The following is a 26,701-nucleotide window of genomic DNA, read 5'->3' on the forward strand; positions in this document are numbered from 1 at the left end:
ATTTTCAAGAAGTTATTTCTTGAAAATCGTGGTCTGTCCCCAGCGGTCTATTCGAACTGTTTCTTGAACGCGTCGAACTGCGCGGCCAGGCCGTCGAAATCCTGGCGCAGGCGCTGCACTTCCTCTTCCAGCTGGGCGACGCGGCTGCCCTGCGCAGGCGCCGCCACGCTGCCGGCGAAACCGGCCGCCGTTTCCTGCCGCGCCAGCGCGTCCTCGCCCGACAGCAGTTGGCCGTAGCGCGGCTCCTTGGTGCCGGGCGCGCGCTCCAGTCGCGCCACCAGCGGCGGATATTTATCGATCAAGAATTGCAGGCCCGCCTCGACGTCGGCCACGGCCTTGAATTCGTGCAGGCGGCCGCTGCGGGTGCGGATCTCGCCGGCCGTCTGCAGACCGCGCAGCATCAGGATCGTCAGGATCGCCAGCTTGTCTTGCTCCAGCGACCATTTGATGCGCATGCGGTGCTCGTATTTCGTCGTGCGCGCGCCCGCCTGCGTGATGCCGTTGACGAATTTGCGCTGCATCAGCCGCTGTACCACGTCGTAGACGGTTTCCTCGGACAGCGCCATCACCGGGTCGCGGCTCGATAGCTGGTTGCAGCCGTTGGTGATGGCGTTCAGCGACAGGGGATAGTTGTCCGGCGTCAGCGCCTCCTTTTCGGCCAGCACGGCCAGCACGCGGATTTCAAACGCGTCCAACAGGGTTGCGTCGGGACTTTTTTCAACTGCGGGCAATTCAATATTCATGCGCTTCCTTAATCGACCAGTTTGTTCAATTGCACTGAATCAAATTTATCACACTCCTGCAAATCCTGGCAGGCGATGCCGGCCGCCTTCAGCGTGGCGACGATGCGTTCGATCTGCTGCTCCTGCGTGACGGCATGGTTGATCAGGCCGTGCAGCGCCTTCGACAGCGGGTCGTCGCCGTTCGGCGTGACGCCGTAGGCGGCGAACAGGTGGGCCGTGCTGGCTTCGCGCGCGGCATCCTTCTGCACGATGTGGGCGGGATTGCCGACGGCCGTCGCGCCGGGCGGCACGGCCTTCAGCAGCACGGCGTTGGAGCCGACCTTGCCGTACTCGCCGACTGTGAAGCCGCCCAGCACCTTGGCGCCGGCGCCGACGATGACGCCGCGCTCCAGCGTCGGGTGGCGCTTGGTGCCGGTGTGCAGCGAGGTGCCGCCCAGCGTCACGCCCTGGTAGATCGTGCAGTCGTCGCCGACGACGGCCGTCTCGCCGATGACGACGCCGAAGCCGTGGTCGATGAAGACGCGCCGGCCGATGCGGGCGCCGGGGTGGATTTCGATGCCGGTGACGATGCGCGCCAGGTAGGAGATGAAGCGGCCGAACCATTTCAGGCCGCGGCCCCAGCACCAGTGCGCCCAGCCGTGCATGACGATCGCTTGCAGGCCGGGATAACAGGTCAGCACCTCCCAGGCGTTGCGGGCCGCAGGGTCACGTTCAATGATGCTGTTGATATCTTCGCGCAGGTTGTGGAACATAGGACTTGAAATCGATGTGTGAGTATTGATGGTAGCTTATTCAGCCTTGGCCTGCAGGGTGAGGCCGGTGATGCGGGGTGGCGCGGCAGCCAGGACAAAGAAGCCGGGGCTGCCACCCAGGGTCTGGATGGCAGCCCCGGGCGCCCCGGCTTGGCGGGATTACGCGGCTTCTTTGGCCAGGCGCTGGCGGCGCGCTTCGTACAGACAGACGCCGGAGGCGACTGACACGTTCAGGCTTTCGACCGAGCCGAACATCGGGATGTTGACGAGGATGTCGCAGGTGTCGCGCGTCAGGCGGCGCATGCCCTCGCCCTCGGAACCCATGACCAGCGCCGTCGGGCCGCTGAAGTCGGCTTCGTACAAGCCTTTTTCGCCGTCGTCGGAGGTGCCGATGAGCCAGATGTCGCGTTCCTTGAGTTCGCGCATGGTGCGCGCCAGGTTCGTCACCGTGATGTAGGGGACCGTCTCGGCGGCGCCGCTGGCGACCTTGGCGGCGGTGGCGTTCAGGCCGACCGCGCGGTCCTTCGGCACGATGACCGCGTGCGCGCCGACGCCGTCGGCCACGCGCAGGCAGGCGCCCAGGTTGTGCGGATCGGTGATGCCGTCGAGAATCAGCAGCAGCGGCGGGCCGTCGATGGCGTCGAGCAGCTCGTCGAGATTGCGCGCCAGCGCCAGTTCGGCCGCGAAGGCGATCACGCCCTGGTGGCGGCGCGTGCCGACGATCTTGTCGAGCCGCGAGGAATCCACCGGCATGACGCGCACGCCGGCGGCCTTGGCGGCGGCGACCATGTCTTGCATGCGCCGGTCGACCCGGCTCGCATCGACAAAGATCTCTTCCACCGACGAGGCCTCATGCCGCAAGCGCGAGGTCACGGCGTGGAAGCCGAAAATCATTTTATTCTTCATTTGTTATCGCTTCTTCTTACTGGATTTTGAAACAGTTTTTGCTGTGCGTGTTGCCGCCGGGGCGCTAGCGGCCGGCGTTGTCTTGCTGCGTTTGGCCGGCTTGGCGCCGCCGGCCCGGCCGCCGTCGACGGCCTTGATTTCGTGGCGCGACTGCGTCGTCGGGCCGGGCTTGACCATGCTCTTGGCCGCGCCCTTGCGCTTGGCCGGGGCGGCGATCTCGCCGTCGGCCGCGGCCGCGCCGCGGGCACCGTTCCTGGCGCCTTTCTTGGCGCCGGCCGGCGCCTCCTCGCCCGCCTCGGTGACAAGGCGCAGGTCGATCTTGCGTGTTTCCAGGTCGACGCGGGCCACTTGCACGGTGAGGCGGTCGGTCAGCTGGTAGCGCTTGCCGGTGCGCTCGCCGCGCAGCTCATGGCGGGCGTCGTCGTACTGGAAGTAGTCGGTGCCCAGTTCGGTGACGTGCACCAGGCCCTCGACGAACAGCGTGTCGAGCTGGACGAACACGCCGAAGGTGGTCACGCCGGTGATGATGCCGGTGAACTCCTCGCCCAGCTTGTCCTGCATGAAGTAGCACTTGAGCCAGGCTTCGACGTCGCGCGAGGCTTCGTCGGCGCGGCGCTCGTTGGCCGAGCAGTGCACGCCCAGCGCGTCCCAGATGGTCAGGTCGGCGGCGCGCTTTTGCTTGCCCTCGGCCTTGTCCTTGGCCTGCTGCTTGCGCGTGGCGTTCGACACCGTCGTGTTGAGCGCGCTGGTGTCGGCGATCTTCGGCTCGTAGCGCTTGCCCAGCAGGATGGCCTTGATGGCGCGGTGCGTCAGCAAGTCGGGGTAGCGGCGGATCGGGCTGGTGAAGTGGGCATACGCCTCGTAGGCCAGGCCGAAGTGGCCGATGTTGTCCGGGCTGTAGACGGCTTGCTGCATCGAGCGCAGCAACATCGTTTGCAGCAGCGCCGCGTCGGGGCGCTCCTTGATCTTCCGCATCAGCTCGGCGTAATCGTTGGCGACCGGCGTGTCGCCGCCCGTCAGGTTCAGGCCGACCTGCTTGAGGAAGGTGCGCACCTGGGTCAGCTTTTCTTTCGTCGGGCTGGCGTGGATGCGGTAGGTGCCGGGGTGCTTGTGGCGCAGCAGCAGGTCGGCGGCACAAACGTTGGCCGCCAGCATGCATTCCTCGATGATCTTGTGCGCCTCGTTACGCGTGCGCGGGATGATCTTTTCGATCTTGCCGGCGGGGTTGCAGACGATATAGGTTTCCGTCGTCTCGAAGTCAATCGCGCCGCGCTCGCTGCGGGCCTTCAACAAGGCCCGGTAGACGTCGTTGAGGTTTTGCAGGTGCGGCACGATGTCCTGGCGGCGCGCCGCCTCGGGACCGTTGGTGTTGCCGAGGATCTCGGCCACTTCCGTGTAGGTCAGGCGCGCGGCCGAGTGGATCACGGCCGGATAGAACTGGTAAGCCTTGATGTCGCCCTTTTCCGTGACGACGGCGTCGCACACCAGCGTCATGCGGTCGACGGCCGGGTTCAGCGAGCACAGGCCGTTCGACAGTTTTTCCGGCAGCATAGGAATGACGCGGCGCGGGAAGTAGACGGAGGTGCTGCGTTCGAGCGCGTCGACGTCGAGCGCGTCGTTCGGCTTGACGTAGTGGCTGACGTCGGCGATGGCGACGATCAGGCGATAGCATTTGCTGCGGCCGACCTTGACCGGCTCGCAATACACGGCATCGTCGAAGTCGCGCGCGTCTTCGCCGTCGATGGTGACCATCGGCACGTCGCGCAAGTCGACGCGCGGGGTTTCCGCGATGTCGCTGGCGCGCACCGCGTCCGGCAGCTTGGCGGCCTGCTTGAGCGCGGCGGCCGAGAAGATGTGCGGCACGCCGAATTTGCGCACGGCGATTTCAATTTCCATGCCGGGGTCGTCGAGGGCGCCGAGCACTTCGACGATGCGGCCGACCGGCTGCTTGAAGCGGGACGGCTGCTCGGTCAGCTTGACGCTGACGATCTGGCCGGCCTTGGCCTTGCCTGGCGAGCCTTCGACGCGGATGTCCTGGCCGATGCGCTTGTCTTCCGGCGCCACCACCCAGACGCCGTTTTCGTTGAGCAGGCGGCCGATGACGTGGCTGTTGGCGCGGCTGACGACTTCGACGATGGTGCCTTCAGGGCGGCCGCGGCGGTCGGTGCCGGTGACGCGGGCCATGACCTTGTCGCCGTGCAGCACTTTCTGCATTTCTTTTTCGGACAGGAACAGGTCGGCGCTGGCGTCGTCGGGGATGATGAAACCGAAGCCGTCGCGGTGGGCGCTGACGCGGCCGGCGACGAAGCCGCCGTGGTCGGCCAGCACGAACACGCCGCTGGCGTCGGATTTCAATTGGCCGTCGCGCTCCATCGCCTTCAGGCGGCGGACGAGCACTTCCAGAGAATCGTCATGCACTTCCAGCGACTGCGCAAGCGATTGCGGGTCAAGCGGCGCGTTGACGCTACGGAATATGCCGAGAATTTCCTCCCGGCTGGGGATGGTGTGGGTATTTTGGCTCAAAAGTATTTCTATAGTTATTATTGACAGTGATCAAACGGGTAAGGACCGAAGAAATCACCGTCAATATTGACACGGTGATAGGCCGTAGTGTACCGGAGGTCAGTGTGGTTTACCTAACGCATGCGGGTTTTTAAAAAAGATTGGATCGGCATTTGACATCTGCGGATTTTCATCTATAATCTTGGTCTCTCGCGGCAGCAAACTTGAAAAAGCGCGCTGACAAAGAGAAAGCGGTACTAGAGTGGATGTGCAGTATGGAACGAAAGTTCATCTGGCGCAAAACTCTCCAAGACCGTATAATAGCAGAAGTTGCAGTATCAGTGCCCACGTGGCGGAATTGGTAGACGCGCATGGTTCAGGTCCATGTGCCGTAAGGTGTGGGGGTTCGAGTCCCTCCGTGGGCACCATCTACCGAATACGCAGTAAAGAAAACGCCGCAAACTTTCACGAGTTTGCGGCGTTTTTCCGTTTACCTCCCTCCCCCATGCCGCGTGCCACGCGCCGGACGGCCCGCCCGGGGCAAGCCCAAAATGCCGCCATGAAAATATTTTCAATTTTTCTTCATGAAATCAGAAAAACACTATTGCCGGATCGCTCCCCAGCCATTATGATTCTGTCCGTCGCTGCAGAACACGCAGCGCGGCAGCAAGCAGTAACAGTGCCCACGTGGCGGAATTGGTAGACGCGCATGGTTCAGGTCCATGTGCCGTAAGGTGTGGGGGTTCGAGTCCCTCCGTGGGCACCATCTACCGGATACGCAGTAAAGAGAACGCCGCAAACTTTCACGAGTTTGCGGCGTTTTTCGTTTTGGCGGCGCTGCCGCCACCGCCGAACCTGTCGGAAAACCTGACACCTCGACAAGCGCCCCATGCCAAGTCCTTGATTTCACTGCTGAGCACGCTTCTTGCGTGCGCAGGAAGGCGCGCCCGCCCGCCGGCGCCGCGCAGCCCCTCCCCTCTGACAAGGAGTCGCCATGAAAAGGATACTCGCCGCCGTCGCGCTGGCCGCCACGCTGGGCGCCGCGTCGGCCACGCCGATTTTCAATCTGCACTATCTGCCCGGCACCTCGCTGCAAGCGCAGCTTGGCTTCCAGGCGGCCGCGGCGCGCTGGTCGGCGGCGCTGCGGGACAACGTCAGCATCGACTTGACCGTCGGCTTCAACTCGCTCGGCGGCAACATCCTCGGACAGGCGGGCTCGACCGACACGCTATATTCCTATGAAACATTCCGCGCCGCGCTGGCGGCCGACGCCAGCTCCGCCGTCGACCGCCTCGCCGGCGCGCATCTGCCGGCAGGCAAAACCTTCGACATGCTGATCAACCGCACGGCGGACAGCCCCTTCGGCCCCGGCAGCGCCACGCCCTATGTCGACCGCAACGGCAACGACAACAACGCCTCCGTGCGCGTCAGCAACGCCGAAGCCAAGGCCCTGGGACTGACGCCCCTCGCCCAAACGCTGCCCGGCTGCATCGGCGATTGCGACGCCTTCATCCAGTTCAACAGCGACTTCAACTTCGACTTCAATCCGGACGACGGCGTCGCCGGCAACGCCTTCGACTTCATCGGCGTGGCCAGCCACGAAATCGGCCACGCGCTGGGCTTCGTCAGCGGCGTCGACGTGCTCGACTACAACGCGCCGCCGTACCGCGGCCCCTACAACGACTATGAATTCGTCTACGTCTACGGGCTCGACATGTTTCGCTACTCCAGCCTGAGCGCGGCCAACGGCGTGATCGACTGGAGCGCCGACAACCGCAGCAAGTATTTCTCGCTCAATGGTGGCGCCACGCGCGGGCCGCAGTTCGCCACCGGCAGCATCTTCGGCGACGGCGACCAGGCCAGCCATTGGCGCGACAATCTGAACATCGGCATCATGGACCCGACGGTCGGCTATGGCGAGCGCCTGCTGATACGCCCCATGGACTTGATCGCCCTCGACGCGATAGGCTGGGACCTGCAGATCCAGCAAGTGCCGACGCCGGGCACCCTGGCGCTGCTGCTGGCCGGGCTGGCGGCGCTGGGTCCGAACAGGCGCCGCGACGCCATCACGGGACGATAGAGTCGATTTTCTTGCACGAAAGCATAAATTGCCATTGACCGATGGGCGGCCAGCCATTATGATTCTGTCCGTCGCTGCAGAACACGCAGCGCAGCAGCAAGCAGTAACAGTGCCCACGTGGCGGAATTGGTAGACGCGCATGGTTCAGGTCCATGTGCCGTAAGGTGTGGGGGTTCGAGTCCCTCCGTGGGCACCATCTACCGGATACGCAGTAAAGAGAACGCCGCAAACTTTCACGAGTTTGCGGCGTTTTTCCGTTTACGCCGCCCTGGCGTCGCCGGACGGCCGGCCAGCGCGGGCCTGGCCGGCGCCGCGCCTGTGATGACGATCATGGTATTTCCTGGTTTTATGGTGTAAAACCGTATACCGGCTTCGGCACCGACCAGGCGCAAACAGCGCGGCCAGCGGCTGAACGCCGCCCGCCCAGCGCCACATCGGCCGCCGCCGGGGCTTGCCGGCGATGGCGGTTTTGCTGGACGGCACGCACCGTTTCAGCGCCGCGCGGCAGGCGGCGCCAGCGAAAAGAGGCCGGCGCACACGCTGGAGGCGCCGGCCGGCGACGCTTTCGTGCCGCGCCCGGCTTACCCGGCAATTCCGCCCAAGGTCGAATCCAGCCCGACGCCGCCGGGGCGCGAGGCGGCGCAGGTTTACTCCGGCTATCGTTGATGTCACACTAACGTGGCCGGATTTCCTTTAAATTCGACAATTCGCCAGACGAGGTCCAACATTTACCCGGCCAACGAAGCAACTTCATGAAGCAATCCATTCCATCCCAGGCCGCGCGATCGGGCATCTTGCTGGTCACGCGCGCGCCGGAGGAAATGCACGAGCTACTGCTGGAACTGGACCGGCACGGCCTGCACGCGGTGCGCGCCCGCGACCTCGACGCCGCCGCCGCCCTGAGCGGCGACGCCATCGCCCTGGTCTTGCTCGATGCGGCGCTGGCCGGCGCCGACCTGGCCGGCGCCTGCCGGCGCCTCACCGGCGCCGCCGGCACGCCGCTGTTCCTGATGTCGGCCGCGCCCAGCGCCGCCGAGCAAAGCCGCAGCATCGGCGCCGGCGCCGCCGACTACATCAAGCTGCCCTGCAAGGCGCTGGAACTGACGGAGAAGATCCTCGTCGAGCTGGCCCTGCGCGAGGGGGCGCCGCGCCTGCCCGCCCTGCCCCCGGCCACGGCGCTGCGGCCGCAGACGCTGGAAGTCAATTACCATTCGGTGCTGGCCGGCTCGCCCGACGCGGTAGTGCTGCTCGACATCGACAACGACCGCCTGATCGACGTCAACCACCACGCCGGGCGCCTGTTCGGCCTCGGCATCGACGCCCTGCTGCAGAGCAATCTGGCGGCGCTGTGCCCGCCGCTGCAGCCGGACGGGCGGCGCTCGGCCGACATCCTGGCGGCCGGCGTCGCCCGCGCGCTGGCCGGCGAGATCCGCGTCTTCGAGATGCGCTGCCGGCACAGCGACGACAGCGAAACGGATTGCGAAATGCGCCTGGTGATGCTGTCGGTGCCGGGGCGCCACCTGGTGCACGCCCGCATCATCGACTTGAGCGCGCGCAAGCTGGCCGAGTCGCTGCGGGCCGGCCAGAACAGCCTGCTGGAAATGATCGCCCGGGGCGCGCCGCTGACCGCGACGCTGGACCAGTTGATGCTGCTGATCGAGGCACAGTCGCCCGGCGCGCTGTGCTCGGTGCTGCTGCTCGACGACGACGGCCGGCGCATGCACAGCGCCTCCGGCCCCAGCCTGCCGGCCGACTATATGGCGGCACTGGAAGGCGCGGCCATCGGCCCGACGGTGGGCTCCTGCGGCACCGCCATGTACCGCCGCGAGCCGGTGCTGGTCAGCGACATCGAGCACGATCCCCTGTGGGCGCCCTACCGCGGCCTGGCCAAGCCCTACGGCTTGCGCGCCTGCTGGTCGATTCCCATCCTCGGGCCGGACGCCGTGCTGGGCTCGTTCGCGATGTATTACCGCGAAGTGCGCAGCCCGGTGCCGGACGATATGCACCTGATCGACGTCGCCGTCCACATCGCCGGCATCGCCATCGGCCGCACCCGCCACGAGCAGGAGCTGCAGCGCCACCGCAGCGGCCTTGAGCAGTTGGTGGCCGAGCGCACCGTGGCGCTGACCCAGGCCAAGGAGCGGGCCGACCAGATCAACGCGGAACTGGCCGGCGCCCTGGCGAACCTGTCGCGCACCCAGGAGGAACTGGTGCGGCGCGACAAACTGGCGGCGCTGGGCGCGCTGGTGGCCGGCATCGCCCACGAACTGAACACGCCGATCGGCAACAGCCTGGTCGTGTGCAGCACGATGGCCGAACGCACCCGCCTGCTGCGCGAGGGCATGGCCGACGGGCTGCGCCGCTCGGCGCTGGAAACCTACCTGGGGCAGGCCGCCGAGGCCGACGACATCGTGCTGCGCAATCTGCAGCGCGCCGCCAGGCTGGTGTCGAGCTTCAAGCAGATCGCCGTCGACCGCGCCAGCTCGCAAAGGCGCCGCTTCGGTCTGCGCCAGTTCGTCGCCGAGCTGATGCTGCCGCTGTGCGCGCCCCTGCGCGACAGCGGCTTCACGGTCGAGCAGTCGATTCCGGAAGCGCTGCTGCTCGACAGTTACCCCGGCCCGCTGGGCCAGGCGCTCAGCTGCCTGTTTGAAAACTGCCTGCGCCATGCCTTCGACGGCCGCAGCCGGGGCCGCATCGCGATCCGCGCCCAGGCCGGCGACGACGGCGGCGTCGCCCTGGCCATCGCCGACGACGGCGTCGGCATCGACGCCGCCAACCTGGACCGCATCTACGACCCCTTTTTCACCACCAAACTCGGTTCCGGGGGCTCAGGGCTGGGCCTGCACATCGCCCACAACATCGTCACCGGCGTGCTGGGCGGACGCATCGAGGCCGCCAGCGACGGCGTCAACGGCACCACGTTCACGCTGCATTTGCCGGCCTCGGCGCCGGCCGCGACGCCGTGAGGCGCGGGCACGCAGACACATCCCGATTCGCCAGCGCCGAAAATTTGTTGTACGCTATGGCAAACGGGATTCCGCCCCGGCAAGGATTACGCATGACACGGAAACGCACCGCCGCCTGCCTGCTGCTCGCCATCAGCGCCGCCGCCCTGGCCGGCCCCGCGCCCTGGTATGTATGGGTCAGCAAGACCCAGCAGCATACCTATGCCTGCGCGCAAGTGATGCCCGGTCCCGGCTGGGAAAAGGCCATGGGGCCCTATCAAGATAGCCATTGCGAAAAACTGATCGTTGCTAAATAATGGCCCCATCACAACACGGAGCGGCCGCCCGCTCGCCAGGAAAACCGTCACCGTCGCAGCAGCAAATAAAATCAGCCTGATTTGTTCACCCCTAGGAGCCTATATGTTTACTAGTCCCGAGCAATTTGCATCCGCCACCAAAGCCCTGTTTGAGTTCCAGTTGATGACCTTTAACGCCCTCACCAGCAAAGCCGTGCAGGGCGTCGAGCAGGTTGTGGCCCTCAACGTCGCCACCGCCAAGTCCACGGTCGAAGACTCGCTGGCGGCCAGCAAGGAAATCAGCCAGGCCAAGAATACCCAGGCGGCCTTGGAGGCGGCCGGCGCGCAGGTGCAGCCGGGCGTGGCCGGCGTCACGGCCTACAACCAGCAGTTGAGCGAGATTATCAAGGACATCCACAACGAGTTCACCAGCGCCGCCGAGGCCCATGTGGCCGAGGCGAAAAGCAATCTGAGCGCGCTGATCTACGATGTCACGAAAAATGTGCGGCCCGGCTCGGAAAACGCCGTCGCCATCGTCAAGGCGGCCATCGACAACGCCTTCCTCGGCTACGAACAGGTGACCAAGGCCACCAAGCAAGCCGTACAGGCGGTCGAGGAACAAATCGCCAAGGCGGCCGAGCAAGTAGCCAAGAAATAACACCGGCAAGCGGCGCCCACAGCGGGGGACAGACCACGATTTTCAAGAAATAATTCCTTGAAAATCGTGGTCTGTCCCCCGCTGTGCGAATTCCCTGGGCAAGCGCGCCGCAAGGCGATACACTGTATATAAATACAGTCAATCCGCCTTCGCCATGCTCAAAGTCCTCGATAACCCCCTCTATTACCTGGATAATTTTCACCGGGTGCTGGAGTGGATAGGCGAACGTTACAGCGACTTGCTGACGGACGAGGAAGCCGCCTTCATCGCCCGCTTCCCGCTGCTGCCGCAGGCGTCGCGCTCGCTGTTCGTGCGCATGGTGATGCGCAAGGGTTGCCTGTTCCGCGCCAGTAAGCTGGTCTACACCGAAGTCGGCGATACGCACGCGGCCGCCTTACCGCTGCTGGCGCTGGGCTGGATAGACAACGATCCCCTGCTGGACCTCGAACAGTTGTTCGAGCTGCTGCAAAAGCCGGAAATCGTCGCCATTTTCCGCCTGTCGCCGCATGAGAAAGGCGCGCGCAAGGCCGAACAGCTGGAGGCGCTGCGCAGCCGGTTTCCCGGCCAGCTGCGCTTCTCCGCCTGGTACGGGCATGCCGGCGAGCACCTCTACCATATCGTCAGCAAACCCCTGTGCGACCGCCTGCGCCTGATTTTCTTCGGCAATTCCAGCCAGGATTGGAGCGAGTTCGTGCTGTCCGACCTGGGCGTCTACAAATACGAGAAGGTCGAGTTCTCGCCATGTTCACGCGGCTTCCGCAAGCGCCGCGACATCGACGACTATCTTGCCCTGCAGCGCTGCCGCGAGCGTTTCCTCGACAATGCCGCACCCGCCGACGTGCTGCGCGAGCTGGCCGGCAGCGCGCCCGACAACGACTGGCTGGCCAGCCGGCGCGAGAAGCTGCTGTTCCAGATCGCCCAGCACCTGGAAAAATGCCAGGACTGGGACGCCGCCTTCGACGCCTATGCCGGCTGCGGCTATCCGGGCGCGCGCGTGCGCGCCATCCGCGTGCTGGAAAAGAGCGGACGCGACGCGCTGGCCTTCGAATGGCTGGAGCGCGCCTGGCAGGCGCCCGAGGGCGAGGCGGAGCGCCAGCACTTGCTGCGCATCGCGCCGCGGCTGCGGCGCAAGCTGGGCCACGCCAGGCTCGCCGCCGCGCCCGCGGCGGCGGTGGCGCGGCTCGACCTGAGCCTGCCGCCGCCGGAGGCGCCCTGCCATGTCGAAGGCGTCGTGCGCGACCATCTGGCGCGCGCCGACGCGCCCGTCTATTACGTCGAGAATGCACTGATCAATTCGCTGTTCGGCCTACTTTGCTGGAACGCCGTGTTCAAGGCCATACCGGGGGCGTTCTTCCACCCCTTCCACCGCGGCCCGGCCGACCTGCACAGCGCCGATTTCCAGCGCCGCCGCGCGGCCGACTTCGCCGCCTGCCTGGACGAGCTCGACAGCGGCCAGTACCGCCGCACCATCTTCGCCAACTATGCCGGCAAGTGCGGCGTCCAGTCGCCCTTCGTCAGCTGGGAGCTGCTCGACGAGGCCTTGCTGGCGCTGGCGCTGGACTGCATCCCCGCCGCGCACCTGCGCAAATGGTTCGAGCGCATGCTGCTCGACATCAAGGCCAACCGCAGCGGCTTCCCCGACCTGATCCAGTTCTGGCCGGCCGAGCGGCGCTACCGGATGATCGAAGTGAAGGGGCCGGGCGACCGGCTGCAGGACAGCCAGAAGCGCTGGCTCGACTATTGCGCCCGGCACGATATGCCGGTCAGCGTCTGCTATCTGCAATGGCACGGGGCAGGCGCTTGAGCTACGTCGTTGCCGTGCGCGCGCTGTGCGAATTCACCGCCAAGGAAGGCGACCTGGACTTGCGCTTCACGCCCTCCCCTTCGGCCCAGGAGGGCATGGCCGGCCACGCGGCGGTGGCGGCCCGGCGCGACGCGGGCTACCAGCGCGAAGTGAGCCTGAGCGGCGCATACGGCCCGCTGCGCGTGCGCGGACGGGCCGACGGCTACGACCCGGCCCGGCGCCAGCTCGAAGAAATCAAAACCTTCCGCGGCGATCTGGCGGCAATGCCGGCCAACCACCGCCAGTTGCACTGGGCGCAGGCGCGCATCTACGGCCACCTGCTATGCCAGACGCTGGGCCTGGACGGGCTGCGCGTGGCGCTGGTGTACTTCGACATCGCCAGCCAGAAGGAAACCGTGTTCCATGAGGAGCACACGGCCGCCACGCTGCAAGCCTATTTCGAGCGGCAGTGCGGCCGCTTCCTCGCCTGGGCCGAGCGGGAACTGGCGCACCGCGCCGAACGCGACGCGCAACTGCGCGCGCTGCGCTTCCCCCACGCCGATTTCCGCCCCGGCCAGCGCCAGTTGGCCGAGGCGATCTACAAGGCCAGCAGCCGCGCCTGCTGCCTGCTGGCGCAGGCGCCCACGGGCATCGGCAAGAGCGTCGGCAGCCTGTTCCCGATGCTCAAGGCGAGCGCCGAACACGGCCTGGACAAGGTGTTTTTCCTGGCCGCCAAGACGTCCGGGCGGCAACTGGCGCTGGACGCCTGCGCCCTGATCCAGCGCCACGCCCCCGCCCTGCCGCTGCGCGTGCTGGAGCTGAGCGCCAAAACCACGGCCTGCGAGCATCCGGACAAAGCCTGCCACGGCGACGCCTGCCCGCTGGCGCGCGGCTTCTACGACAGGCTGGCGGCGGCGCGCGCGGCCGCGCTGCGGACCGGCATGCTCGACAAGGCGGGCGTGCGCGCCGTCGCGCTGGCGCACCAGGTCTGCCCCTATTATCTGGCCACCGAGCTGGCGCGCTGGGCCGACGTGATCGTCGGCGACTACAATTATTACTTTGACTTGGGCGCGATGCTGCACAGCCTGACCGTGGCCGGCGACTGGAAGGTCGGCGTGCTGGTCGACGAGGCGCACAATATGGTGGCGCGGGCGCGCAAGATGTATTCGGCGGAACTGCAGTACGCCAGCCTGAAGGCGCTGCGCAAGGGCGCGCCGGCGCCGCTGAAGAAGCCGCTGGCGCGCCTGCAGCGGCAGTGGGCTGCGCTTGACAAGGAATTCGACGGCGAGTACCGCGTCTACCCTGCCATCCCGGAGAAATTCCTCGACGCGCTGCAGGGCGCCGCCACGGCCATCGGCGACCATTTCGCCGACCACCCCGGCGCCGTCGACGCCGAATTGCAGCGCTTCTATTTCGACGCGCTGCACTTCACGCGGCTGGCCGAGTCGTTCGGCGCACATTCGCTGTTTGACGCCAGCCGGGACGCGGCCGGCACGCTGCTGTGCATCCGCAACATCGTCCCGGCGCCATTCCTGACGCCGCGCTTCGCGGCCAGCCGCAGTTGCGCGCTGTTCTCGGCCACGCTGAGCCCGTGGAATTACTATAGCGACCAGTTGGGCATGCCGGACAACACGGCCTGGGTCGACGTCGACTCGCCGTTCAGCGCCGCGCAGTTATCGGTGCGCGTCGCCGGCGGCATCTCGACGCGCTACCAACACCGCGCCGCCTCGCTGGCGCCTATCGTCGAGCTGATGGCGCGCCAGTACGCCGACGCGCCGGGCAATTATCTGGCGTTTTTCAGCAGCTTCGACTATATGGAAAGGGTGGCCGCACTGTTTGCCGAGCGCCACCCCGGGGTGCCGCTGTGGCGCCAGCAGCGGCGCATGGACGAAGCCGGGCGCGAACAATTCCTCGCCCGCTTTACCACCAGCGGCGAAGGCATCGGTTTCGCCGTGCTGGGCGGCGCTTTCGGCGAGGGCATCGACCTGCCCGGCGCGCGCCTGATCGGCGCCTTCATCGCCACGCTCGGCCTGCCGCAAATCAATCCCGTCAACGAGCAGATCCGCCAGCGCATGGATGCGCTCTTCGGCGCCGGCTACGACTACACTTATCTGTTTCCGGGGATGCAAAAAGTGGTGCAGGCGGCCGGGCGCGTGATCCGCAGCCAGTCCGACCGCGGCGTCGTGTATTTGATCGACGACCGCTTCGCGCGGCCCGAGGTGCGGCGCCTGCTGCCGGCGTGGTGGCGGCTGGAGGCGTAGGCGCCGCTGCCGCTATTGCAGCAGGCCGCGCACTTTCTGGTAGCCGCTTTTGCTGACCGGCAGGCGGGTGCCGTCGCGCAGCACGGCGGCGTGGCTGTCTTTGCTCACTTGCTCGATGCGGCTGACGCAGTCGATATTGAGCAGGTAGGAACGGTGCACGCGCACGAAGCGGTCCGGCGCGAGCTGGCTTTCCAGCTCGGCCAGCGTCTGGTTTTTCAGGTAGGACTGGCCTTCGGCGCAGATTTGCACATAGTCGTCCTGCGCTACGATGTAGTCGATTTTGTCGCAGGCGATGACGTGGACCTTGGCGCCGTCGCGGATCAGCACGCGCGCCAGCGGCTGCCGGCGCGTCGCCGCTTTGCGCGCCATGCGGCCGGCGGCGCCGTCGTCGGCGCGGCCGACGCTGGCCCTGGCGTGCGCCAGCGCCTGGTCGAAGCGCTGCTGGCTGAACGGCTTGAGCAGGTAGTCGAGCGCGTGGCAGTCGAAAGCCTTGAGCGCGTACTGGTCGTAGGCGGTGACGAAGATGAAGCGGGTCTTGCCGGCGGCCAGCTCGACCACCTCGAAGCCGTCCAGCTTGGGCATCTGGATGTCGAGGAAGGCCAGGTCGGGCGCCAGCTCGGCCAGCGCCTTGACGGCCTCGAAGCCGTTGGCGCACTCGGCGACGATGTCGACGTCCGGGTGCCGCGCCAAAAATTCGCGCAGCACCGCGCGCGCCAATTCCTCGTCGTCCACAATCATCACGCGCATCTGTCTAGTCCTCGCTGGTTTGGGCCGGCATGGCGATGTCCACGCCGAAGCTGGCGCCGCGCCGCGCCCAGTGGATGCTGGCTTCGTGCCCGTAGGCGCCGGCCAGGCGCTGGCGCACATTGTCCAGGCCGATGCCGCCGGGCCGCGCCGCAGGCAAGTCGGCGTCGACCGGGTTCAGCACGCTGATGCGCAATATGCTGCCGGCGCGCCGCGCCGCGATGCGTATCGTGCCGCCCTCGGTCATCTTGCACACGCCATGCTTGACGGCGTTTTCCACCAGCGGCTGGATCAGCATGGGCGGCACCAGGCAGGCGGCGGCGGCCTCGTCGAGCGCCTCCTCGACTTGCAGGCGGGCGCCGAAGCGCACCTGTTCGATCGCCACGAAATGCCGGATCAACTGCATTTCCTCGCCCAGCGGGACTTTTTTGTGCGCCTCCATGCCCAGGCTGCGGCGGTAGAAACTGGCCAGTTGCACGGTCATCTCGCGCGCGCCGGCCGGGTTGGCCGAGGTCAGCGCGCTGATGGAATTGAGGCTGTTGAACAGGAAGTGCGGGTCGATCTGCGTGCGCAGCATGCGCAACTGGGCCTCCTGGGCGGCCAGTTGCGATTGCATCTCGCCCTGCTCGGCCGCCGTCGCGCGCATGAACTCCAGCGCCAGGTAGTGCAGGGCCAGCGCCAGCGCATACAGCAGCACGCCCAGGCCGAACAGCAACGCCGACAAGGCCGGCGTCAGGGCGATGCCGGCCCAGCGCAGCTCCGTCAGCAGGCTCAGGCCGTTCCAGAACTGCGCCAGCGCCTGCCACAGCAGGCCGGCAACCAGCGCCGCCGCGCTCATCACGGCGGCGATGGCCAGCGGCGGGCGCCCGCTCAAGGGATAGGCGCGGCACAGGTAGAACGCGGAAAAGCCGGCCGCCACGGCGTACACCAGCGTCAGCGGCAAGGCGAACAGCAGCGCGTTGCCCCAGTGCGCGTCGGCGGCCATGACGATGACGGCCGCCAGCGCCACGCCAAGGCTCAGGCAGACGAGCGCGTACAGGGCGACACCGCGGCGGCTCGAAAACGGCCCCGGCATCGCCTAGTTGCGCACTTCGATGCCGCCCATGATGGCGCAACCGCGCACGATCAGGCGCTTCGTGCCGTCAGGCGGGGCGACGGTTTTCTCGTCGAAGCCGCCGAGGATGGGGGTGCCCTGCAACACCACGGTCCAGTCCGGCGGCACCTTGATCGAGATGCCGCCGCACAGCGCGAACACGGTCAGCACGGCCTCGCCCTGCAGCGAGGACTGGCGCAGGTCCAGCTCGCAGCCGCCCATGATCGCCGTGACCTCGCCGCCGCGCAGGGCCGGCGTGGTGATGCGCCGGGTGTAGCCGCCCAGGATGGCGGTGACGCCGATGACGGCGTCGTCCGCCGCCTCCTTGTCCAGCCGGGCCGCGGCGCCCAGCCGCGCGTGCTGCGTGCGCAGCGATTTGAACACCACCGACAGGCCGATGAAAATGATCAGCACGGGCCACAGCGTGCCCCAGTTCAGGTAGAACAGGCCCAGGCGTTTGAGCAGCAGCAACAGACCGACGACGATCAGGGCGGCGCCGACGACGTGGCCCGAGGTGTTATTGCTTTGCACGACTTTCAAGATGCCGGCGATGACCAGGATGGCCGGCCAGAAATGCATGGCGTAGCGCAATTCGATCCAGCCGAGATTGTCGAGCAGCAGCAGGCAGCCGAGTACGATGACGAGGACGCCGACGATGATGCCGCCGGGCTGATTCAGTTGCGAATTATTCTTCATTCTTGCGCTCCTTGGTGGCGACATAGTTGTTCAGCAGCGGTTCCAGCACCAGTCCGACGCCCCAGCCGATCAGCAAAAAAGGCCAGCTGTTGCGGAAGTTCAGGCCCAGCAGTTGCTCGAAGGACAGGTAGTACCAGACGGCGAAAGCAATCAGCCCCAGCCCGCCGACGATCTGCCGGGGCGAAGCCGGCGGCAGCAGTTTATTGATGCCGAAAACGACCAGCAGGGCCGGCCAGTATTGCCACAGCAGGGCAGGATCGAAGGCGATCAGGTGCAGGCGTTCGAGCAGCAACAGGGTGCCCAGGCCGATCAGCAGCAGGCCCCACAGCAGTTGTTTGCGCCAGGAATAGCGATGGTCGGTGCCCACGATGTCTCCTTGTCGGGTGGTTCAATGTGACGATACGCGGGAATGTCGCGCGGCGACAGCGCTTTTCGGCGAATGGCGGCGCCGCGCCGGTGAATGGCGCCGGGGCGCCGTCACAGCTTGCGCTGCAAAAATTCGAGGAAGCAACTGATGCGCTGCGACAGTTGGGTGTTGCGGTAGTAGACCGCGTGGATTTGCTGGCGGTAGCCGGTCGAGCAGTGCTCCAGCACGGCGACGAGGCGCCCGGCGGCCAGGTCGTCGCGGCTCATGAAATCGGCCAGGCAGGCGATGCCCTGGCCGTGCAGCGCCAGCTGGCGCAGCGTCTCGCCGCTGGTAGCGGTCAGCGCCGGCGTGATGTGCAGGGTGTTGCCGGCGGCGTGGCGCAGCGGCCAGACATTGCCCAGCTCGTACTGCGCGAAACCGAGCAGCGCATGCCCGGCCAGCGCTTCCGGCGTGGCCGGCACGCCGTGGCGCCGCAGGTAGTCGGGGCTGGCCAGCAGGTGCAGCGGGCTGGCGCTGAGGGCACGCGCGTGCAAGGTCGAGTCGCTCAGCGCGCCGATGCGGATGGCGACGTCGGTGCGGTGTTCGAGCAGGTCGGCTATGCGGTCGTTGCTGCTCAGCTCCAGGCGGATGTCCGGGTACAGGGCGCGAAACTCGGCCACGTGCGGCACCACGCAATGCAGCATGAACGGCGAGGCGGCGTCGACGCACAGGCGTCCGGCCGGACTCTGCCGGCGCATGCGGATGCTTTCCTCGGCCTCTTCCATGGCCGCCAGAATACCGCGCGCGCGCTCCAGCAACAACTGGCCCTCCTCGGTCAGCTCCATGCGCCGCGTGGTGCGCGTCAGCAGCGAGGTGGCCAGTTTTTCCTCCAGCCGCGACAGCGCGCGGCTGACGCCGGAGGTGGTCTGGCCCAGGTGCGCCGAGGCCGCGCTGAGCGTGCCGCTGTCGACCACCGCGACGAAGACCCTGAGATCGTCGGAATGAATGTCCACTATTGTCCTTGCTTGCCGTGAGCGCCGATTATAGGGCAAGGGCGGCGGCGGCATGCATGCGCCCCGCCCCTTTCGTGTATATTGATCGGCTTTTTGCCATCTTTTCCATAAAAGTAATAATATCGCCACCGTGCGCTCCTCACCTCAGCGAGTTTCGTCCTGATGCACACCGAAACACCCCACGCCCACGCCAGCAATGGCGCCACCCTCCTCCTCAGCTGCGCGCTGGTATTCCTGACGCAACTGGGCGTGACGCTCTACCTGCCGTCGCTGCCCGACATCGCCGGCGCGCTGCGGCTGGCGCCGAACCAGGCCTCGCTGTCCTTGCTGGCCTACTTTCTCGGCAGCGCCGCGCCCATCCTGTTCTGGGGCGCGGCGACGGACCGCTACGGCCGCAAAACCGTGCTGCTGCTGTCGCTGGCCCTGTTCGGCCTGGCCAGCGTGGCGGCGGCCGGCGCCACGGGCGGCCCCGCCTTCATCGGCGCGCGCCTGTTGCAGGGCGTGGGCGCGGGCGGCGCGTCCACCGTCGGGCGCATCCTGGTGCGCGACAATGCCAACGGCGCTCTGCTGGCGCGCAACCTGTCGTATCTGTCGTTTTCCTTCGTGTCGGCGCTGGGCGGCGGCCAATTCCTCGGCGGCCTGATGCAACAGTACGCGCCGTGGCAAGCCCAGTTCCTGCTGCTGGCGGCCATCAGCGCCATACTCGCCGTCGCCGTACTGCTGATGCCGATGCGCGGCGCCGCGCCCGCCGCGCCGCAGTCGCACGTGGCGGCCTACCTGGCGGTGCTGCGCCATCCGGGGTTCCGGCGTCCGATGGTCGCCGGCGCGCTCGGCTACGGCGCGCTGATCTACTTGCAGGAAATCGGCCCCTACCTGTTCCAGCAGCAGTTGGGGCTGAGCGCGCGCCAGTACGGCAACGCCGGGCTGCTGCTGGGGCTGGCGTACTTCTGCGGCTCGCTGCTGGTGAACCGTCTGGCGCTGCGGCTCGGCTATGCGCGCCTGATGCGCGCCGGCCTGCTGCTGATGCTGGCGGCCGGCGCCCTGCTGCTGGCCGGCGCCACGCTGGGCGAAGGCCGGCTGGACGGCGGCGCCCTGCTGGCCCTGGTGCTGTGCGTGTATTGCGCCGTGTCGCTGGGACAGGCGGTGCTGTTCCCCAACAGCATGGCGGCCGCGCTCGACGCCGTCAAAGGCCAGGGCAGCCATTCGACCGCGCTGTTCGGCTTCGCGCTGCAACTGATCGCCACCGGCGTCGGCAGCCTGGCCGTGGTGATTCCCCACGGCCGCCTGGGCCCGGTGGCCTTGCTGCTGCTCGCGCTGACGGCGACGGCCCTGCTCCTGTCGCCGCGCCGGCGGCCGTAAGCGGGGCGCGGGCGGCGGCGTCCGCCTACGCCACGTAGCGCAGCACGGCGACGTAGTGGCAAACGCTGCCGCCCAGAACGAACAAGTGCCAGACGCCGTGGCCGTGGCGCAGCTTGTGGTCGGTCGCGTAAAAGACGATGCCGACGGTGTAGAACAGCCCGCCGCCGGCCAGCCACTGAAAGCCGTCCCAGCCCAGCGCGGCGATCAGCGGTTGCACGCCGACCAGCGCCAGCCAGCCCATCAGCACATAAATCACCAGCGACAGCACGCGCGCGCCCTTGGCGTAGCAAATTTCCTGGGCAATGCCGATGACAGCCAGCCCCCAGACGACGCCGAACAGCGACCAGCCCCACGGCCCGCGCAGCGTGACCAGCGTGAACGGCGTGTAGGTGCCGGCGATCAACAGATAGATGGCGCAGTGGTCGAGCCGGCGCAATACGTCCTTGGCGGCGCCGCGCACGCTGTGGTACAGCGTCGACGTCAGATATAAGGTCAGCAGCATGGCAGCGTAGATGCTGAAACTGACAATCTTCCACGGGTCGCCCGAGCGCACCGCCAACACAAGCAGCAGCGCCCCGCCTGCGGCGGCCAGGGCCGCGCCGATGCTGTGGCTGATACTGTTGAAACGTTCTCCGTGATACATGGGGCGATGGCCTTGTCGTTGGCGCCGGGCGCGGGCGCGCGCGGCGCCACCAGTGTAGCCGCTTTTGCGCTAGCGCTTTCGCGTTAGCGCTTTTGCGCTAGCGCTTTCGCGCCGGCCCGGGCCGTGGCCGCCGTAGTCTCTTCGCAACAGTTCTACTTGAATAAAATTGACATATAAGCAATCAGATGCTCAGATACGTGAGGATGTATGGACAAGCCGGGGCGCAAAGTCGACGACACGGTTTCCGGGGCATCCACTCTTATGCAGTTTCACGTAGTTTTCTGGAGGAATGTTGATGAACGTCGTATTCAAAGAATTCAACAAATTGAAGAGCAAAACCATGCCGCAGGCGATACGCCTGGCCTTTTGCACGGCGGTGGCGGTGCCGCTGGCGATGCCGACTGCCCAGGCGCAACAAGAAGGTAGCGACAGCGTCATGCAGCGCGTTGAAATTACCGGCTCCAACATCCGCCGCACCGACAAGGAAACGCCCAGTCCCGTGCAAATCCTGACGGTGCAGGAGTTGAAGGCTTCCGGCTACACCACCGTTTCCGAAGTGTTGCGCAACATCACGGCGAACGGTGCCGGCACGTTGTCGCAATCGTTCAGCGGCGCCTTTTCCGGCGGCGCCAGCGGCATTTCGCTGCGCGGCCTGACGGTCGGCGCCACGCTGGTGCTGATCGACGGCCACCGGATGGCGCCCTATGCACTGTCCGACGACGGCCAGCGCAGCTTCGTCGACATCAGCCAGATTCCCTTCGAGGCGATCGAACGCATCGAAGTGCTGAAAGACGGCGCCTCGTCGATCTACGGCTCGGACGCGATGGCCGGCGTGGTCAACGTGATCCTGAAAAAACGCTACGCGGGCGCGGAAATCTCCGCCGAGGGCGGCACCAGCGGCCACAGCGACGGCAAGACGGCGCACCTGTCCGGCATCTACGGCTGGGGCGACCTGGAGAAGGATGGCCGCAACGCCTACATCGCACTGGAATACCGCAAGCAGAACAAGATCTTGCTGCGCGACCGCAAGGGCGACTTCACCCGGACCGACTGGAGCACCTACCGCTATGGTCCGGGCAATGCGTTGATGGGCAACAACCTGACGCGTGGCGTGCCGAACGACGCCAACGGCGGCCTGCCCGGCAGCAGCACCGGCTATCTGCGCGACATGATCGGCAGCAACCAGCTTACCTTCCTGCCCGGTTGCACGGGGGCGCAAATGCTCGCCAGCCAATGCACCTACCGCGACGAAGACCTGGAAATACAGCCGGAAACGAAGAACCTCAATCTGATGGCCTCGTACACGCAAAAACTGGGCGAGCACTGGGAAATGAACCTGAAGGGCTCGGTGTTCCAGTCGGACGCCAGCCAGGTCGGCTCGCACAGCGCGTCGCGCGGCCTGTCGGCGCTCGCCTTCGGCCCCAATATGCTGCCGCGCCTGCGCCCGGACAACGCGCCGGTCGCCATCACCGTGCCCGCCACCTACCCCGGCAACACCACCGGCACGCGGCAGTACCTGCATTACAATTTTCCCGAGCTGGGCGGACGCCGCTCGCAAATCGACGCGCAAACCGTGCGCCTGGTCGCCGAGCTGAACGGCAGCTGGAGCGGCTGGGACATCAACGCCTCGATCGGCCACACGGAAAACACCGTCAAGCAAACCAATGACGGCTATTTCAACATTGAAAATCTGCAGGCGGCCTTCAACGACCCCTTGCACCCCTACCGCGTGGGCGCGGCCGCCAGCGGCAACACGGCCGAACAGCGCGCCTTCATCGCGCCGACCCAGCGCGCCAAGGCCAAGGACATCCTGCAGTTCGTCAATCTGCGCGGCTCGCGCGAGCTGCTGCAACTCGACGGCGGCCCGCTGGCCATCGGCATAGGCACGGAGTTCACCCACCGCGAACTGGATGCGCGCGCGCCGGAAGGGGTGGCCAACGGCAGCCAGGTCGGCAATACCGCCTGGGCCATCGGCAAGCAGAATATTTCCGCGGCCTACCTGGAGTTGGTCGCGCCGGTGCTGAAGACGCTGGAGCTGGACGCCGCCGTGCGTTTCGACAAGGTCAGCGGCAGCAGCCGTTCCACCACGCCTAAACTCGGTTTCAAGTTCAGCCCCTTGAAGGAAGTGGCTTTGCGCGGCACCTACGCCGAAGGGTTCCGCGCGCCCAACCCCGCCGAATCGGGCAACACCGGCTCCTACTTCTTCGCCAGCGCCTCGCGCGACCCGATCTTGTGCGCCAATGACGGCCCCAAGGACAGCGATCCGGCCACCATACCCGGCAACTACCCGCAGCAGTGCGCCGTGCAGGTGGGCGGCGTGCAACTGCCCGGCAAGGACTTGAAGCCGGAAAAATCCAAATCGTACACGCTGGGCTTGATCCTTGAACCGTTCAAGAACTTCAGCGCGTCTATCGATTATTACAACATCCGCGTCAACAACCAGATCATCAGCGCGAATAGCGATCCCAACTACGATGCGGCGCCGTTTGTCGTGCGCGGCACGCCGACTTCGCAGCCATTCGTGCTGCCGGACGGCAGCATCGGCACTGCCACGCCGGCCATAGGCGACCGCATCTTCTCCCCGTATCCATATGAAAACGCGCTGTTCACAAAGACCAGCGGCATCGACCTGGACGCGCGCTGGAGCTTCTCGCTGCCGAACGCGGCCAAGGTGACGGCGGAGCTGAACCACACGCACATGCTGAGCTACAAGCAGGGCACGGCTGGCGGCGCCGCCATCGAGCTGGCCGGCACCCACGGCCCGTCCGGAACTTCCGGCGACACCGGCAATCCGCGCGACCGCGCCCAGATCAAGCTGTCCTACGAACAGGGGCCGGTGAAAGTCAGCGGCACCGTGAACTGGGTCAGCAGCTACAGCGTCGTCGACCCGTCCACCACCAGCGCGCTGACCTGCGACGCGGCGATCACCAATGGCAGCGGGGCGTTCAACACGGCGCCGGCCGAGTTCTGCTCCGTGAAACACTTCACGACGCTGGACTTGTTCGCCAAGTACCAGTACAGCAAGCAGTTGAGCTTCCACGCCGCCATCCTGAACGTGTTCGACGCGAAACCGCCGCTGGACTTCCAAACCTACGGCGGCGCCGCCTCGTCGTTCTACAACCCGGCATTGCACCAGGCCGGCGCGGTGGGCCGCTTCTTCAACGTCGGCGCGACATACAAGTTCTGATGTCCGGGACTTGAAGCGGGGCCGCGCGACGCGGCCCCTTCACCGGCTATCGCAGCGCCTTGAAATTGCGGTAGGCCAGGCTATTCAAAATTCCCTCCGGTAGGACAAGCCCAGCGCGCGCTGGCGGAACGACAGCTCTTCGCGGCCCAGCGTCAGGTCGAGGCGCACGCTGCTGGCGGCGTCGATGCGGTAGCGCACGTTGGCGTTGACGATCCAGCCGCGCCTGGCCTCGCTGCCGGGGACGTTGATGGCATCGTACAGGCCGTGTCCGGCGCTGACGCTGGCGCCGTAGCTGAAGGCGCCGCCGCGATCCCACGCGGCGCGCACGCCAACGACGCGGATGCGGTGGCCGGCCGGTTCCGTGCTGCCATAGGACAGCTTCAGCTCGAACTCGCTGTCGCCGTTGTAGACGATCGCCGCCAGGGAACCTATCCTGACGCGCGACTGCGGAAACGCGCGGTACACGGCGCTTGCCTGCAGCGCGACGTTGCCGAACAGGCGAGCCAGTTGCGGCTCGACGCTGAAGCGCGGCGCGAACGCCGGCTGGACGCCGGCGCCGATCCGGCCCGACAGCAGCCAGTCCTGGATGCGGCGGTGGCCGCCCGCGCTCAGCGTCAGATCGTCACCCTGCTCGCGGTGCTCGCTGTCGGCGGCGGCATACCAGCCCAGCCCCGGTCCGGCCCGGTAGCTCGCCTGCAGGTGCTGGTTCCACCACGTCATGTCGCGGGCGCCCGCGCTGACCCGCGACGGCTCGGTGGCGGCGTCGAAGCTCCACGCCTGCTGGGCGGCGGCGCGCTGCGACAGCGCGGCCGCTCCCAGCGCCAGCGCCAGCGCCGCGCGCGCCGCCTCGCGCAGGCGTCGCAGATCCGGGATGCGCCCCGGCATGTCCTCGAAATTGCTGTCGTAGGCGTTCGCATACGGAACGAAGGCGATCTCCGAGGCGCTGCCGGCGCGCGCCTTGACCCGCTGCGCCAGTTCGAAGAGGGACACCTTCCCATACGAGCCGACATTGAAGACGCGGCCGCAATTGCGCGGATGCAGGATCTGGCGCTTGATCGCCCACACAACGTCGCCCACATAGCTGAAGCGGCGCCGCTGGCGGAAGTAGGCCAGCGGCTCGATCGCCTTGGCGCAGGCGTAGAACCAGCGCCCCTTGCTGGTGGCGCCCGGCACGACATCGCCGTTTTCGCAAAACGGCAGTTGCGTCGACTTGCCACAGACCTCGGACGTGGAGGCGGCGAACACCACCTTGTCCGCGCCGCTGGTCAGTTGCAAATAGGTATCCATGGTGCCGCCCCGTCCCGACGATAACGCTCATGCGCTACCGGGTTCGACCGCCGTGCGGCGGCGCAATTCCACCATTGTCGCGTCTGTTTGCGCGACCTCAACAGAGCGGACCCGGCATCGATTAACGCTGATCGTCGCGTGAGGGGTCCCGCCGGCGGCGTGCAAGGCTGACCGGGCGCGCTCAGGCGAACTCGCCCGCCCACAGTTCGTCGATCTTGGCGAAGTTCCATTTTTCGCGCGGCTCGCGCCCGGCGATGCTGTCGCGCTCATGCGCCTGCGACAAGTCGATGCGCTGGACCGGGATATAGGTGTCGGACTTGGTCGAGAAGAACACCTTGACGACCGGCTTGGTCAGCGAAGCCGGGTTTTGCTCGATCACCATGGCCAGCCGGCCCGTCTTCATCCTCACCAGCGCCCCGGTCGGGTAGATGCCCAGGGTCTTGATGAAGGCGGACAGTATGCGCTGGTCGAAATGGCCCTTCCACGAAATCATCCGCGCCACCGACTCGGCCGGGTCCCAGCCCGACTTGTAGGGGCGATTCGAGGTGATCGCGTCGTAGACGTCGCAGACGGCGCCCATGCGCGCGACCAGCGAAATGTCCTCCCCCTGCAGGCGGTGCGGGTAACCGCTGCCGTCGATTTTTTCGTGATGGTGCAGGCAAACATCGAGCGCCGTGGCATTGGCCGCCGCGCCGCGCACCAGCAATTCGTGGCCGCGCAGCGGATGGCTCTTGACGGCCTCGAATTCCGCGTCCGTCAACTTGCCGGGCTTGTTCAGGATCGCCAGCGGAATGCTGGCCTTGCCGATATCGTGCAACAAGCCGGCCAGGCCGGCCTCGCGGCAACCCTCCTCGTCGAAACCGAGCGCGCGGCCCAGCGACACCATCAGCGCGCACACCGCCACCGAATGCATATACGTGTAGTCGTCGCTGCTCTTCAAGCGCGCCAGGCTGATCAGCGCGCCCGGGTTGCGCAGTATCGACTCGGCGATCTCGGTGACCAGCGGCACGCATTGCTCGGCGTCGATGGCGTTGCCAAGGCGCGCCTCGTTAAACATCGACACGGTGGCGTCGCGCGCCTTGCGGCACAAGGTCGCCGCGCGGTGCATTTCCTCGTCGAAGGAGGCGCTCACCGGCGGCACCGGCCGCGCCGCCGGCAGCACCACGCGCGGCGCGGCCGCGGCTTCCGGCTCGGGCGCGGACGCGGGCGCCTCGGCCGCGCCCCTGTCCAGGTCTATCCAGCATTCCTGCACCCCGCTGTCATGGGCGGCGCGCAAATCCGCCGGATCGCTCAACAAAAATTTCGTTTTCCAGAATGGATGCTGCAGCCACGCCCCGTCAAACTCGTGCAGGAACATGCCCAAGCGCAAATCCTGCACCTTTATTTTTTTCAATTGCTTCATACACC

At 66.5% G+C, this 26,701-nt stretch carries 21 protein-coding genes and 3 tRNA genes; 12 read left to right on the plus strand and 12 right to left on the minus strand.

Translation table 11 applies throughout. The features are described from left to right. Positions 1–47: 47 nt before the first annotated feature. The 4 genes from OIK44_RS12095 to rnr form a co-directional block, all read right to left on the minus strand. A complete protein-coding gene (locus OIK44_RS12095; RefSeq protein ID WP_273671005.1) occupies positions 48–743 on the minus strand; it encodes a YceH family protein in 696 nt (231 codons plus the stop codon). 8 nt (positions 744–751) lie between these two features. Then, on the minus strand, positions 752–1,495 hold the full coding sequence (gene cysE, locus OIK44_RS12100) for a serine O-acetyltransferase (protein WP_273671006.1): 744 nt from the start codon (positions 1,493–1,495) through the stop codon (positions 752–754). A gap of 159 nt (positions 1,496–1,654) precedes the next feature. Then, positions 1,655–2,401 (minus strand): 23S rRNA (guanosine(2251)-2'-O)-methyltransferase RlmB, encoded by a 747-nt coding sequence (rlmB, locus tag OIK44_RS12105; protein WP_273671007.1) that lies wholly within the window; start codon positions 2,399–2,401, stop codon positions 1,655–1,657. Between the two features lie 3 nt (positions 2,402–2,404). Continuing rightward, positions 2,405–4,924: a ribonuclease R gene (gene rnr, locus OIK44_RS12110; RefSeq protein ID WP_273671008.1), complete on the minus strand. Its 2,520-nt coding sequence runs from the start codon at positions 4,922–4,924 to the stop codon at positions 2,405–2,407. Positions 4,925–5,246: 322 nt separating this feature from the next. Here rnr and OIK44_RS12115 point away from each other — a divergent pair. From OIK44_RS12115 to OIK44_RS12160, 10 genes are all read left to right on the plus strand, one after another. Further along, positions 5,247–5,331: transfer RNA gene (locus tag OIK44_RS12115), tRNA-Leu, on the plus strand. Between the two features lie 253 nt (positions 5,332–5,584). Further along, positions 5,585–5,669, plus strand: a tRNA-Leu gene (locus OIK44_RS12120). A gap of 228 nt (positions 5,670–5,897) precedes the next feature. Continuing rightward, complete coding sequence (locus OIK44_RS12125) at positions 5,898–6,983, plus strand: NF038122 family metalloprotease (protein ID WP_273671009.1); 1,086 nt, start codon at positions 5,898–5,900, stop codon at positions 6,981–6,983. A gap of 111 nt (positions 6,984–7,094) precedes the next feature. After that, positions 7,095–7,179 (plus strand) — tRNA-Leu (locus tag OIK44_RS12130). Then, positions 7,170–7,340, plus strand: a complete 171-nt coding sequence (locus tag OIK44_RS12135; protein ID WP_273671010.1) for a hypothetical protein — start codon at positions 7,170–7,172, stop codon at positions 7,338–7,340. The genes OIK44_RS12130 and OIK44_RS12135 overlap by 10 nt, the downstream gene beginning before the upstream one ends. Positions 7,341–7,735: 395 nt before the next feature. Then, entirely contained in the window at positions 7,736–9,949 is a 2,214-nt protein-coding gene (locus OIK44_RS12140; RefSeq protein WP_273671011.1) for a GAF domain-containing sensor histidine kinase, read from the plus strand. A 92-nt stretch (positions 9,950–10,041) separates the two neighbouring features. Continuing rightward, positions 10,042–10,245: a hypothetical protein gene (locus OIK44_RS12145; RefSeq protein WP_273671012.1), complete on the plus strand. Its 204-nt coding sequence runs from the start codon at positions 10,042–10,044 to the stop codon at positions 10,243–10,245. Between the two features lie 103 nt (positions 10,246–10,348). Next, positions 10,349–10,882, plus strand: a complete 534-nt coding sequence (phaP, locus tag OIK44_RS12150; protein WP_273671013.1) for a TIGR01841 family phasin — start codon at positions 10,349–10,351, stop codon at positions 10,880–10,882. A gap of 154 nt (positions 10,883–11,036) precedes the next feature. Beyond that, positions 11,037–12,686, plus strand: coding sequence for a VRR-NUC domain-containing protein (locus OIK44_RS12155; RefSeq protein WP_273671014.1), 1,650 nt, complete (start codon positions 11,037–11,039; stop codon positions 12,684–12,686). Continuing rightward, positions 12,665–14,926 carry an ATP-dependent DNA helicase gene (locus OIK44_RS12160; protein ID WP_273671015.1) on the plus strand — a complete coding sequence of 754 codons (2,262 nt, stop codon included), beginning with the start codon at positions 12,665–12,667 and terminating at the stop codon, positions 14,924–14,926. The genes OIK44_RS12155 and OIK44_RS12160 overlap by 22 nt, the downstream gene beginning before the upstream one ends. Positions 14,927–14,938: 12 nt before the next feature. Here the strand turns inward: OIK44_RS12160 and OIK44_RS12165 are convergent, their stop codons facing one another. From OIK44_RS12165 to OIK44_RS12185, 5 genes are all read right to left on the minus strand, one after another. After that, complete coding sequence (locus OIK44_RS12165) at positions 14,939–15,673, minus strand: LytR/AlgR family response regulator transcription factor (protein ID WP_273671016.1); 735 nt, start codon at positions 15,671–15,673, stop codon at positions 14,939–14,941. A gap of 4 nt (positions 15,674–15,677) precedes the next feature. Next, entirely contained in the window at positions 15,678–16,745 is a 1,068-nt protein-coding gene (locus tag OIK44_RS12170; protein WP_273671017.1) for a sensor histidine kinase, read from the minus strand. A 3-nt stretch (positions 16,746–16,748) separates the two neighbouring features. Next, the gene (locus tag OIK44_RS12175; RefSeq protein ID WP_273671018.1) at positions 16,749–17,459 is read right to left on the minus strand and encodes a LiaI-LiaF-like domain-containing protein; all 711 of its coding nucleotides are present in this window, start codon (positions 17,457–17,459) and stop codon (positions 16,749–16,751) included. Further along, the gene (locus OIK44_RS12180) at positions 17,449–17,826 is read right to left on the minus strand and encodes a LiaF transmembrane domain-containing protein (protein ID WP_273671019.1); all 378 of its coding nucleotides are present in this window, start codon (positions 17,824–17,826) and stop codon (positions 17,449–17,451) included. Before OIK44_RS12180 ends, OIK44_RS12175 begins: the two co-directional genes overlap by 11 nt. A 110-nt stretch (positions 17,827–17,936) precedes the next feature. Further along, positions 17,937–18,818 carry a LysR family transcriptional regulator gene (locus OIK44_RS12185; protein WP_273671020.1) on the minus strand — a complete coding sequence of 294 codons (882 nt, stop codon included), beginning with the start codon at positions 18,816–18,818 and terminating at the stop codon, positions 17,937–17,939. 162 nt (positions 18,819–18,980) lie between these two features. Here OIK44_RS12185 and OIK44_RS12190 point away from each other — a divergent pair, with 162 nt between their 5' ends. Further along, positions 18,981–20,177: an MFS transporter gene (locus OIK44_RS12190; protein ID WP_273671021.1), complete on the plus strand. Its 1,197-nt coding sequence runs from the start codon at positions 18,981–18,983 to the stop codon at positions 20,175–20,177. A gap of 25 nt (positions 20,178–20,202) precedes the next feature. Here the strand turns inward: OIK44_RS12190 and trhA are convergent, their stop codons facing one another. Next, positions 20,203–20,820 (minus strand): PAQR family membrane homeostasis protein TrhA, encoded by a 618-nt coding sequence (gene trhA, locus OIK44_RS12195; protein ID WP_273671022.1) that lies wholly within the window; start codon positions 20,818–20,820, stop codon positions 20,203–20,205. Positions 20,821–21,115: 295 nt separating this feature from the next. On the opposite strand from trhA, the gene OIK44_RS12200 reads away from it, so the two are divergent. Further along, entirely contained in the window at positions 21,116–24,007 is a 2,892-nt protein-coding gene (locus tag OIK44_RS12200; protein WP_273671023.1) for a TonB-dependent receptor, read from the plus strand. An 84-nt stretch (positions 24,008–24,091) separates the two neighbouring features. On the opposite strand, the gene OIK44_RS12205 is transcribed toward OIK44_RS12200, so the two are convergent. Together OIK44_RS12205 and OIK44_RS12210 are read right to left on the minus strand one after the other, a co-directional pair. Then, positions 24,092–25,294: a YaiO family outer membrane beta-barrel protein gene (locus tag OIK44_RS12205; RefSeq protein WP_273671024.1), complete on the minus strand. Its 1,203-nt coding sequence runs from the start codon at positions 25,292–25,294 to the stop codon at positions 24,092–24,094. A 181-nt stretch (positions 25,295–25,475) separates the two neighbouring features. Continuing rightward, positions 25,476–26,696: a cyclic di-GMP phosphodiesterase gene (locus OIK44_RS12210; RefSeq protein WP_273671025.1), complete on the minus strand. Its 1,221-nt coding sequence runs from the start codon at positions 26,694–26,696 to the stop codon at positions 25,476–25,478. Positions 26,697–26,701 lie beyond the last annotated feature (5 nt).

It is taken from the genome of Janthinobacterium fluminis, from assembly GCF_028595325.1.
GTDB lineage: Bacteria > Pseudomonadota > Gammaproteobacteria > Burkholderiales > Burkholderiaceae_D > Janthinobacterium > Janthinobacterium fluminis.

What these genes read in the sequence shown, in the direction of transcription:
- OIK44_RS12095 (WP_273671005.1), bottom strand. Translation starts at nt 743, where the DNA reads ATGAATATTGAATTGCCCGCAGTTGAAAAAAGTCCCGACGCAACCCTG.
- cysE (WP_273671006.1), bottom strand. Translation starts at nt 1,495, where the DNA reads ATGTTCCACAACCTGCGCGAAGATATCAACAGCATCATTGAACGTGAC.
- rlmB (WP_273671007.1), bottom strand. Translation starts at nt 2,401, where the DNA reads ATGAAGAATAAAATGATTTTCGGCTTCCACGCCGTGACCTCGCGCTTG.
- OIK44_RS12125 (WP_273671009.1), top strand. Translation starts at nt 5,898, where the DNA reads ATGAAAAGGATACTCGCCGCCGTCGCGCTGGCCGCCACGCTGGGCGCC.
- OIK44_RS12140 (WP_273671011.1), top strand. Translation starts at nt 7,736, where the DNA reads ATGAAGCAATCCATTCCATCCCAGGCCGCGCGATCGGGCATCTTGCTG.
- OIK44_RS12145 (WP_273671012.1), top strand. Translation starts at nt 10,042, where the DNA reads ATGACACGGAAACGCACCGCCGCCTGCCTGCTGCTCGCCATCAGCGCC.
- phaP (WP_273671013.1), top strand. Translation starts at nt 10,349, where the DNA reads ATGTTTACTAGTCCCGAGCAATTTGCATCCGCCACCAAAGCCCTGTTT.
- OIK44_RS12155 (WP_273671014.1), top strand. Translation starts at nt 11,037, where the DNA reads ATGCTCAAAGTCCTCGATAACCCCCTCTATTACCTGGATAATTTTCAC.
- OIK44_RS12160 (WP_273671015.1), top strand. Translation starts at nt 12,665, where the DNA reads ATGGCACGGGGCAGGCGCTTGAGCTACGTCGTTGCCGTGCGCGCGCTG.
- OIK44_RS12165 (WP_273671016.1), bottom strand. Translation starts at nt 15,673, where the DNA reads ATGCGCGTGATGATTGTGGACGACGAGGAATTGGCGCGCGCGGTGCTG.
- OIK44_RS12170 (WP_273671017.1), bottom strand. Translation starts at nt 16,745, where the DNA reads ATGCCGGGGCCGTTTTCGAGCCGCCGCGGTGTCGCCCTGTACGCGCTC.
- OIK44_RS12175 (WP_273671018.1), bottom strand. Translation starts at nt 17,459, where the DNA reads ATGAAGAATAATTCGCAACTGAATCAGCCCGGCGGCATCATCGTCGGC.
- OIK44_RS12190 (WP_273671021.1), top strand. Translation starts at nt 18,981, where the DNA reads ATGCACACCGAAACACCCCACGCCCACGCCAGCAATGGCGCCACCCTC.
- trhA (WP_273671022.1), bottom strand. Translation starts at nt 20,820, where the DNA reads ATGTATCACGGAGAACGTTTCAACAGTATCAGCCACAGCATCGGCGCG.
- OIK44_RS12200 (WP_273671023.1), top strand. Translation starts at nt 21,116, where the DNA reads ATGAACGTCGTATTCAAAGAATTCAACAAATTGAAGAGCAAAACCATG.
- OIK44_RS12205 (WP_273671024.1), bottom strand. Translation starts at nt 25,294, where the DNA reads ATGGATACCTATTTGCAACTGACCAGCGGCGCGGACAAGGTGGTGTTC.
- OIK44_RS12210 (WP_273671025.1), bottom strand. Translation starts at nt 26,696, where the DNA reads ATGAAGCAATTGAAAAAAATAAAGGTGCAGGATTTGCGCTTGGGCATG.